Below are 9,265 nucleotides of genomic sequence, written 5' to 3'. Positions count from 1 at the left end.
GGCACGCTCGCCGGGCCCCTCCGCGGGGCTGTCCTGCCCCCACGTGTCACGGCCGCGCTCGTCCGCGCCGCCCGACGGGGCGTCCGCGTCCCACGTGGCGGTACCGCTCACACCCTCGGGGTCCCACGCGGCAGGGGCGTCCGTGCGCGCGGCGGGGCCGCTGCCGCCGTCGAGTTCATCGTCCCAGGGGCGGGCGTCGCCGGCCGGGTCCGGTGTCCAGGCGTCGGAGTCCCGGGCCGGGGCCCACGCCTCCCGGTCGTTATCCCCGAGGCCGGCCCCGGGGGCACCGTCCCGCCACGCGTCCTGGTTCCGGGCGCCGGCGCGGTCCGCCGGGGTGTCGTCCCAGGAGTCCCCGGCACGCTCGCCGGGCCCCTCCGCGGGGCTGTCCTGCCCCCACGTGTCACGGCCGCGCTCGTCCGCGCCGCCCGACGGGGCGTCCGCGTCCCACGCGGCGGTACCGCGTCGGCCGTCGAGGGGGTCGTCGTGCCTCCAGGTGTCGGAGGCCCGGTCCTGGCCGGTGTATCCGGTGCCGGGGAGGGCCTCCTCCCCCGCGGCGGCCGACGCGGCCCAGGAGTCCATGCGGCCGGTGGGTCCCTCCCCCGAGTCCTCCGAGGGGAGGGGGACCTCGGCGCTGGCCGCCACGCTGGGCAGGTCCGGTTCCCCCGGCGCCCGGGTCAGCGGCTGGTACGCCGACAGACCCGCTCCCGGGTAGGAGATCGAGTTCGACGTCGCCGAAGCCCCGGACGGCGGTCCGCCCAGCGCCTCCGGATACGGCTCGACCAGGGCCGGGCGCGACGCGCTCAGCCCCGCGTAACCTCCGCTGTCGGGGAACACCGTCTCGGCGCTCTCCTCGGCTTCCTCACCCTCAAGCGGATCCTGGTACTCCGACTGCGTGCGGTAGCGGTTCTCGCTCGGCTTGAACCAGTCCCCCGCACCGGAGTCCCGTCCGCCCCCGTGTTCAGTCATGCCTCTCCCGCCAGCGCAGTAGCGCCGTCTCCCCGTCCGCCCAGCGCGGACCCTCTACGCCGAACGGCGGCGGCACCACTCCCGGTCGGGAGTGGCTGGCCGCCGCCGTCAGTTCAAACCGCTTCTACCGGTTGTACGGCCCGAAGTCGTACTCCTCCAGCGGGACGGCCTCGCCGGAACCCTGACCGAAGGTGTACTCGCTCGGCTCCTCGTACCCGGAGACCGAGTACATCGAGGCCTTCGCCTCCTCGGTGGGCTCCACCCGGATGTTGCGGTACTGCGGAATGCCGGTACCAGCCGGGATGAGCTTACCGATGATGACGTTCTCCTTGAGGCCGAGCAGCGGGTCGCTCTTGCCGTGGATGGCGTTCTCGGTGAGCACCCGTGTGGTCTCCTGGAAGGAGGCCGCCGACAGCCAGGACTCCGTGGCCAGCGAGGCCTTGGTGATTCCCAGCAGCACCGGGCGTCCCGCCGCGGGCTGTCCGCCCTCGGAGACGACCCGGCGGTTGATCCGCTCGAACTTCGGCCGCTCGACCATCTCGCCGGGCAGCAGCTCGGTGTCGCCGGACTCCAGGATGTTCACCCGCTTGAGCATCTGGCGGACGATGATCTCGATGTGCTTGTCGTGGATGGACACACCCTGCGACTTGTACACCTCCTGGACCTCCGACACGAGGTGCTGCTGCACCGCGCGCGGACCCTGGATGCGAAGAACCTCGTGCGGGTTGATCGCACCCTGGATCAGCTGCTCGCCGACCGTGACGTGGTCGCCGTCGCCGATGAGGAGCTGCGCACGCATCGGGACCGGGTAGGCGATCTCGTCCGTGCCGTCGTCGGGGATGACGACGATCTTGCGGCTCTTCTCGGTGTCGTCGATCCGAATCCGGCCCTCCATCTCGGAGATCGGGGCCACACCCTTGGGGACGCGGGCCTCGAAGAGCTCCTGCACACGGGGCAGACCGTGCGTGATGTCCTGACCAGCGGAACCACCCATGTGGAAGGTACGCATGGTCAGCTGGGTGCCGGGCTCACCGATGGACTGGGCCGCGATGATGCCGATCGCCTCACCGACGTCCACCGGCTTGCCGGTCGCCATGGAGCGGCCGTAGCAGGTGGTGCAGACGCCGATCTTGGCCTCGCAGGTCAGCGACGAGCGGATGCGGACCCGGGTGAACCCGGCCGCGATCAGCGTGTCGATGTTCTCCTCGGAGGTGTCGCTCAGCGTGGGCAGGATGACCTTGCCGTCCGCTCCCAGGACGTCCTCGGAGAGGGTGCGGCCGAAACCGGTGTTCTCGACGTTGTGCTTGCGCGTGATGACGCCGGCAGCGTTCTTCTCACCGATCTCGTGCCAGATCGAACGGTCCGTGCCGCAGTCGATCTCGCGGACGATGACGTCCTGCGCGACGTCCACCAGACGACGGGTCAGGTAACCCGAGTCGGCGGTGCGCAGCGCGGTGTCCGCCAGGCCCTTGCGCTGACCGTGCGTGGAGATGAAGTACTCCAGCACCGACAGGCCCTCACGGTAGGAGGACTTGATCGGACGCGGGATCGTCTCACCCTTGGTGTTGGAGACCAGGCCGCGGATACCCGCGATCTGGCGCACCTGCATCGGGTTGCCTCGGGCGCCCGACTGGACCATCATCCACACCGGGTTGTCGGCGGGGAAGTTGTCCTCCATGTTCTGCGCGACCTCGGCGGTGGCCTGGGTCCACACCTCGGTGAGCTCCTGGCGGCGCTCGTCGTCGGTGATGAGGCCCCGGTCGTACTCGCGCTGGATCTTGTCGGCCTTGCGCTCGTACCCCTCAAGGATCTCCGTCTTGCGCGGCGGCGCGACGACGTCCTCGATACCGATGGTCAGGCCGGACCGGGTGGCCCAGTGGTAGCCCGCGTCCTTCAGGGCGTCCAGGGTCGTGGCGACCTGGACCTTGGGGTAGTTCTCAGCGAGGTCGTTGACCAGGACCGAGACCTGCTTCTTGCCCACCTGGAAGTTGACGTACGGGTAGTCGACCGGGGTGGTCTCGTTGAAGAGGTACCGCCCCAGGGTCGTCTCCAGGAGGTACACGTCGCCCTGCTGCCAGCCCTCCGGCGGCGTCCAGTCCTTCGGCGCCGGGGCGCCGTCGGCGATCCGCAGGCGGATCTTCGCCTGGAGGTCGAGGTCGCCCAGGTCGTAGGCCATGATCGCCTCGGCCGGGGAGCGGAACGCGCGGCCTTCGCCCTTGGCGTCGACCTTCTCCGTCGTCAGGTAGAACAGGCCGATGATCATGTCCTGGGTGGGCATGGTCACGGGCTTGCCGTCGGACGGCTTGAGGATGTTGTTGGTCGCCAGCATCAGCAGCCGCGCCTCGGCCTGGGCCTCGGCGGACAGCGGCAGGTGCACGGCCATCTGGTCCCCGTCGAAGTCGGCGTTGAACGCCGTGCAGACGAGCGGGTGGATCTGGATGGCCTTGCCCTCGACCAGCTGCGGCTCGAAGGCCTGGATGCCCAGGCGGTGCAGGGTCGGGGCGCGGTTGAGCAGCACCGGGTGCTCGGTGATGACCTCTTCGAGCACGTCCCACACGACGGGGCGGGACCGCTCCACCATGCGCTTGGCGCTCTTGATGTTCTGCGCGTGGTTCAGGTCGACCAGGCGCTTCATCACGAACGGCTTGAAGAGCTCCAGGGCCATCTGCTTGGGCAGACCACACTGGTGCAGCTTCAGCTGCGGGCCGACGACGATGACCGAACGGCCGGAGTAGTCGACTCGCTTGCCGAGCAGGTTCTGACGGAAACGTCCCTGCTTGCCCTTGAGCATGTCGGACAGCGACTTGAGCGGACGGTTACCGGGACCGGTGACCGGGCGCCCGCGGCGGCCGTTGTCGAACAGTGCGTCGACGGCCTCCTGGAGCATCCGCTTCTCGTTGTTGACGATGATCTCGGGCGCGCCCAGGTCGAGCAGCCGCTTGAGGCGGTTGTTCCGGTTGATGACGCGGCGGTACAGGTCGTTGAGGTCGGAGGTCGCGAAGCGGCCACCGTCCAGCTGCACCATCGGACGCAGGTCCGGCGGGATGACCGGGATGCAGTCCAGCACCATGCCCATGGGGCTGTTGGTGGTGTTGAGGAACGCCGAGACGACCTTGAGCCGCTTCAGGGCGCGGGCCTTCTTCTGGCCCTTGCCGGTGCGGATGGTCTCGCGGAGCTTCTCCGCCTCCACGTCCAGCTCGAAGTTGGCGAGCCGGTCCTGGATCGCCTGGGCGCCCATGCCGCCGCGGAAGTACTTCCCGAAGCGGTCCCGCATCTCGCGGTAGAGCATCTCGTCGCCCTCAAGGTCCTGGACCTTGAGGTTCTTGAACCGGTTCCAGACCTCGTCGAGGCGGTCGATCTCGCGCTGGGCGCGGTCGCGGAGCTGGCGCATCTCGCGCTCGGCGCCCTCACGGACCTTGCGTCGCGCGTCGCCCTTGGCACCCTGCTCCTCCAGCTCGGCCAGGTCGGCTTCGAGCTTGCGGTGCCGCTCCTCGATGGTGGAGTCGCGGCGCTGCTCCAGGTGCTGCTTCTCGACCGAGATCCGCGCCTCCAGGGACTGGAGGTCGCGCTCACGGGCCTCGGTGTCCACCCACGTGACCATGTAGGCGGCGAAGTAGATGATCTTCTCGAGATCCTTCGGCGCCAGGTCCAGCAGGTAGCCCAGGCGGGAGGGCACGCCCTTGAAGTACCAGATGTGCGTGACGGGAGCGGCGAGCTCGATGTGGCCCATCCGCTCGCGACGCACCTTGGCACGGGTCACCTCGACGCCGCAGCGCTCACAGATGATGCCCTTGAAGCGGACACGCTTGTACTTACCGCAGTAGCACTCCCAGTCCCGGGTCGGACCGAAGATCTTCTCGCAGAAGAGTCCGTCCTTCTCGGGCTTGAGGGTCCGGTAGTTGATGGTTTCGGGCTTCTTGACCTCGCCGTGTGACCACTGGCGAATGTCGTCGGCGGTGGCGAGGCCAATCCGCAGCTCGTCGAAGAAGTTGACGTCGAGCACTTAATTCGTCCCCTGCTCTCGAAATCCGCGGAAGTTAGACCTCTTCGACACTGCTGGGCTCTCGCCGCCCCAGGTCGATTCCCAGTTCTTCCGCGGCGCGGAAGACGTCTTCGTCACTGTCCCGCATCTCGATGGACATACCGTCACTGGACAGCACCTCCACGTTCAGACAGAGCGACTGCATCTCCTTGATGAGCACCTTGAAAGACTCAGGGATGCCCGGCTCGGGGATGTTCTCGCCCTTGACGATGGCCTCGTAGACCTTGACCCGGCCCACCACGTCGTCGGACTTGATGGTGAGCAGCTCCTGGAGTGCGTAGGCGGCACCATAGGCCTCCAGCGCCCACACCTCCATCTCACCGAAGCGCTGGCCGCCGAACTGCGCCTTACCACCCAGCGGCTGCTGCGTGATCATGGAGTACGGGCCGGTGGAGCGCGCGTGGATCTTGTCGTCCACGAGGTGGTGGAGCTTGAGAATGTACTTGTAGCCGACGGAGATCGGCTCGGCGAACGGCTCACCGGTGCGGCCGTCGAACAGCCGCGCCTTGCCGTCCGTGTTGATGAGGCGGTTGCCGTCCTTGTTCGGGCGCACCGACCGGATGAGCCCGCTGAGCTCGTCACCGTGCAGGCCGTCGAAGACCGGGGTGGCCACGCGCGAGTGCGGCTGGACGTCGGCCGCGCCGATCGCGTGGAGCGACTTCTGCCACTCCTCCTCCACCCCCTCGACCAGCCAGCCGTTCTTGGCCAGCCATCCGAGGTGGACCTCCAGGACCTGGCCGACGTTCATCCGGCCGGGCACGCCCAGCGGGTTGAGGATGATGTCGACCGGGGTGCCGTCCTCCAGGAAGGGCATGTCCTCCTGCGGCAGGATCTTGGAGATGACGCCCTTGTTGCCGTGGCGGCCGGCGAGCTTGTCACCGTCGGTGATCTTGCGCTTCTGCGCCACGTAGACGCGGACCATCTCGTTGACGCCGGGGGCGAGTTCGTCGCCCTCGTCGCGGCTGAACACGCGCACGCCGATGACCTTGCCGGTCTCGCCGTGCGGCACCTTCAGGGAGGTGTCGCGGACCTCGCGGGCCTTCTCACCGAAGATGGCGCGCAGCAGGCGCTCCTCCGGGGTCAGCTCGGTCTCGCCCTTGGGCGTGACCTTGCCGACGAGGATGTCGCCGTCCACGACCTCGGCGCCGATGCGGATGATGCCCCGGTCGTCGAGGTCGGCGAGGACCTCCTCGCTGACGTTGGGGATCTCGCGGGTGATCTCCTCCGGGCCCAGCTTGGTGTCACGGGCGTCGACCTCGTGCTCCTCGATGTGGATCGAGGAGAGGACGTCGTCCTGCACCAGGCGCTGGGAGAGGATGATCGCGTCCTCGTAGTTGTGGCCCTCCCACGACATGTAGGCCACGAGCAGGTTCTTGCCCAGCGACATCTCACCCTGGTCGGTGGAGGGTCCGTCGGCGAGGACCTGGTTGGCCTCGACCCGCTGGCCCTCGGTGACGATCGGGCGCTGGTTGAAGCAGGTGCCCTGGTTGGAGCGCTGGAACTTGCTCATGCGGTACGTCTTGCGCGTGCCGTCGTCGGCCATGATGGTCGCGTAGTCGGCGGTGACGTCCTCGACGACACCGGCCTTCTCGTTCAGCACGACCTCACCGGCGTCCGTGGCGGCGCGGTACTCCATGCCGGTGCCCACGAACGGCGACTCGGCGCGCAGCAGCGGCACGGCCTGGCGCTGCATGTTGGAACCCATGAGCGCGCGGTTGGCGTCGTCGTGCTCCAGGAACGGGATCATGGCGGTGGCGACCGACACCATCTGGCGCGGCGACACGTCCATGTAGTCGACCTCGTCGGTGCTGACCTGCTCGAACTCGCCGCCCTTACGACGCACGAGCACGCCCGCCTCGGCGAAGGTGCCGTCGGCGCGCAGCGGCGTGTTCGCCTGCGCGATGACGAACCGGTCCTCCTCGTCCGCGGTCAGGTAGTCGACCTGCTCGGAGGCGTGTCCGTCGATGATCTTCCGGTACGGGGTCTCCACGAAACCGAAGGAGTTGACCCGCCCGTAGCCCGCGAGGGAGCCGATCAGACCGATGTTCGGGCCCTCGGGCGTCTCGATCGGGCACATGCGGCCGTAGTGGGAGGGGTGGACGTCGCGGACCTCGAAGCCCGCGCGCTCACGGGACAGGCCGCCCGGACCCAGCGCCGAGAGGCGGCGCTTGTGGGTCAGACCCGCCAGCGGGTTGGTCTGGTCCATGAACTGGGACAGCTGCGAGGTGCCGAAGAACTCCTTGATGGAGGCCACGACGGGGCGGATGTTGATCAGGGTCTGCGGCGTGATCGCCTCGACGTCCTGGGTGGTCATCCGCTCGCGGACCACGCGCTCCATGCGGGCCAGACCCAGGCGGACCTGGTTCTGGATGAGCTCGCCGACGGTGCGCAGACGGCGGTTGCCGAAGTGGTCGATGTCGTCGGTCTCGATCGGGTTGAGACCGTTGACGGTCTCCTTCTCGATCTCACCCGCGTGCAGGCGCACGATGTAGTCGATCGTGGCGACGATGTCCTCTTCGGTCAGCGTGCCCTGCGTGTAGTCGGCGGCCAGGCCGAGCTTCTTGTTGATCTTGTAGCGGCCGACCTTGGCCAGGTCGTAGCGCTTGGGGTTGAAGTAGAGGTTCTCCAACAGCGCCTGGGCCGACTCCTTCGTGGGCGGCTCTCCCGGGCGCAGCTTGCGGTAGATGTCCAGCAGCGCGTCGTCGGTGCCCGCCGTGGGGTCCTTCTCCAGGGTGTTGCGGATGGACTCGTACTGACCGAACCGCTCGAGGATCTGGTCGGTGGTCCAGCCGAGCGCCTTGAGCAGGACGGTGACGCCCTGCTTGCGCTTGCGGTCGATGCGGACGCCGACGAAGTCGCGCTTGTCGACCTCGAACTCCAGCCATGCACCGCGGGACGGGATGACCTTGCAGCCGAACAGGTCCTTGTCGGTGGTCTTGTCGACGGACCGGTCGAAGTAGACGCCCGGGGAGCGGACCAGCTGGGACACGACGACGCGCTCGGTGCCGTTGATGATGAAGGTGCCCTTGACGGTCATGAGCGGGAAGTCGCCCATGAACACCGTCTGGCTCTTGATCTCACCGGTGTCGTTGTTGATGAACTCCGCCGTGACGAACATCGGGGCGGAGTAGGTCATGTCCTTGTCCTTGCACTCCTCCTCGGAGTACTTGGGCGGCTCGAACCGGTGGTCGCGGAACGAGAGGGACATCGTGCCCGAGAAGTCCTCGATCGGGCTGATCTCCTCGAAGATCTCTTCGAGACCGGACTGCTCCGGAACGTCCTTGCGGCCGGCGTTTCGGGCCGTCTCGACCCGGGTCTTCCACTTGTCGTTGCCCAGCAGCCAGTCGAACGACTCGGTCTGCAGGGCCAGAAGGTTCGGAACCTCAAGGGGTTCCTGGATACGGGCGAAAGAAACGCGGTGCGGACCAAGGGCGTTAGCGGAGGCGTTGCGCGAGGCTGCCAACAGGGGTCCTTCCGAAGGCTTGTGGCGGTTGAAGCGCGCACGCCAGACGATCCGTCACGAGAAGGACCGCCGCAACGCGGTTGAGACGGTCACATCGAGCGGGTGACGGGCCACCGTAAGTCCAGAAATGGGATGGGTGGCAGCCGTGCACCGGCACAGGGATCACCAAAGGGCAGCGCAAAAGAGCAGTGTAGCCGAACACCACACCGCTGTCCACTCACGGTCCACAGCGCAACTCACGACACCGGCAGGATCACCCGTGAAGGGCGATCCGTCAAGCCCGGCCGTCGTCCCGCACCGTCCCGTGACGGAGAACCTCCGACCATGGGCCCTGCCCCTCCGCCGTCTCCGGCGCAGGGTGTCCGGCCTCGTGCCGTCTGCCCGGCGGCTCCCCCGAGGGGAGCTCTTCCGGTGACGGAGCGGCCCGGCCCGTCGCCCTCCGCAACCCTCACGGGGCCGCCCTCGACCGAGATCGGTGGACTGGCGCGCCTGCCCTGGCCCCAGGGGGTTGTGAGCCCGACGGACACCGGAAAAGGTTCCCCCACGGGGGGCGGGTAAACCCTCTCCCCGGGCCTCGTCGGGATTCCCGGGACGGGAGATTACCGCGTTCGTGGGACAGTTCGCACACGCACCCTCTGACCTGGTCCTCCCGGACCGCCCCAGCTTCGCACACACCGCGGAGCGAACAGCGGCGGAACACGGCGCTCCCCCGGACCAGGGACCTTGGTCGCACGCCCTCGGGACCAGGGACCTCTCCCCCGCGGGTTCACGGGCGCCGTGAGGGCACGCGCGAG

Annotated in this window: 3 protein-coding genes; all 3 read right to left on the bottom strand. The window is 68.1% G+C overall.

Features of this window, described 5'->3' with window-relative positions:
* Positions 1-966: hypothetical protein (locus ACFWTE_RS21095; RefSeq protein ID WP_378781349.1), on the bottom strand; the 966-nt coding region annotated here is incomplete at its 3' end.
* 124 nt (positions 967-1,090) lie between these two features.
* Positions 1,091-4,969 carry a DNA-directed RNA polymerase subunit beta' gene (locus tag ACFWTE_RS21090; protein WP_378781348.1) on the bottom strand — a complete coding sequence of 1,293 codons (3,879 nt, stop codon included), beginning with the start codon at positions 4,967-4,969 and terminating at the stop codon, positions 1,091-1,093.
* Positions 4,970-5,003: 34 nt separating this feature from the next.
* Complete coding sequence (rpoB, locus tag ACFWTE_RS21085; protein ID WP_378781346.1) at positions 5,004-8,471, bottom strand: DNA-directed RNA polymerase subunit beta; 3,468 nt, start codon at positions 8,469-8,471, stop codon at positions 5,004-5,006.
* Between the last annotated feature and the right edge of the window lie 794 nt (positions 8,472-9,265).

This window comes from Nocardiopsis sp. NPDC058631, assembly GCF_042716955.1.
Classification (GTDB): domain Bacteria; phylum Actinomycetota; class Actinomycetes; order Streptosporangiales; family Streptosporangiaceae; genus Nocardiopsis.
Note: the sequence above shows the minus strand (reverse complement) of the source record. Positions and strands in the feature narration are given on the sequence as shown.